This is a genomic window from Nitrobacter vulgaris, assembly GCF_002028545.1.
In the GTDB taxonomy this organism is placed as follows: domain Bacteria; phylum Pseudomonadota; class Alphaproteobacteria; order Rhizobiales; family Xanthobacteraceae; genus Nitrobacter; species Nitrobacter vulgaris.
This window is the reverse complement of the sequence record NZ_MWPQ01000012.1, coordinates 1-789: the sequence shown is the minus strand read 5'-3', so window position 1 is coordinate 789 and position 789 is coordinate 1. Positions and strand designations below refer to the sequence as shown.

The 789-nt window shown below is 63.2% G+C and carries 1 protein-coding gene; it reads left to right on the top strand.

Features of this window, described 5'->3' with window-relative positions; genetic code table 11:
• Nucleotides 1-658, top strand: a 658-nt coding sequence (locus B2M20_RS19410) for a hypothetical protein (RefSeq protein ID WP_158081497.1), incomplete at its 5' end; no start/stop codon positions are given.
• Nucleotides 659-789: the final 131 nt, after the last annotated feature.

Genomic DNA, 789 nt, shown 5'->3' with positions numbered 1-789 from the left:
GATACTCACGCTGCTTTTGCTGGGGTTTGGTATTCCGGCTTCGACTCGCGCGTTGCAATCGGACGTCGACGACATTGATCTGGATAAGCCGCGCCGGGACAACGCATCCTCAGCGCGCTCGCTCTGGGATCAGCCTGCTCCGTCAGCGCCGACGGTGGTGCGGCCGCCGCCACCTCCTCAAGCGAAGGAGGAGCGCACGCCGAGCGCCAATCCGCTTTGGGCTATCCCGCTCGCAACACTCACCCATACGCGCGAGCGACCGGTCTTCTCGCAAACGCGCCGACCAGCCCGGGCCGCCGTGGCATCTCCGGCAGATGCGAAAGCGAAAGCGCCCCCTCCACCACCCCGTGCGGAAAGCCCGCAATTGTCGCTGGTCGGAACGGTGGTCGGCGAGGATACGAGTTTGGGCGTTTTTATTAACTCCGAGACTCGCGCGTCTCTCCGCCTGAAAATCGGCGACGATTTCCAGGGCTGGAAGCTGCGCTCGGTGCAAGGCCGCAAGGTAACGCTGACACACGGCGATCAGAGCGCGATCCTGAGCCTGCCGCAACCGGGGACTGTTAAAGCAAGCGCGCAACCGCCCGCAAACGCCGCCGCCGCGACCACGAAGGCACGTGCCGACAACCTGCCGCGGTCTCAGCCGAAATCTCCGCGTTAAATTGGAATACAACCGTTTCCGGAAACGGTCAGCCTTGTTGCTGCAGAAGGATTACCGCAAGCAGACCGAACGCGAGAAACGGACCAAACGGCAGCGCCGTTAACCGCGTTACCGGCCGCTTCGAAAGCCTC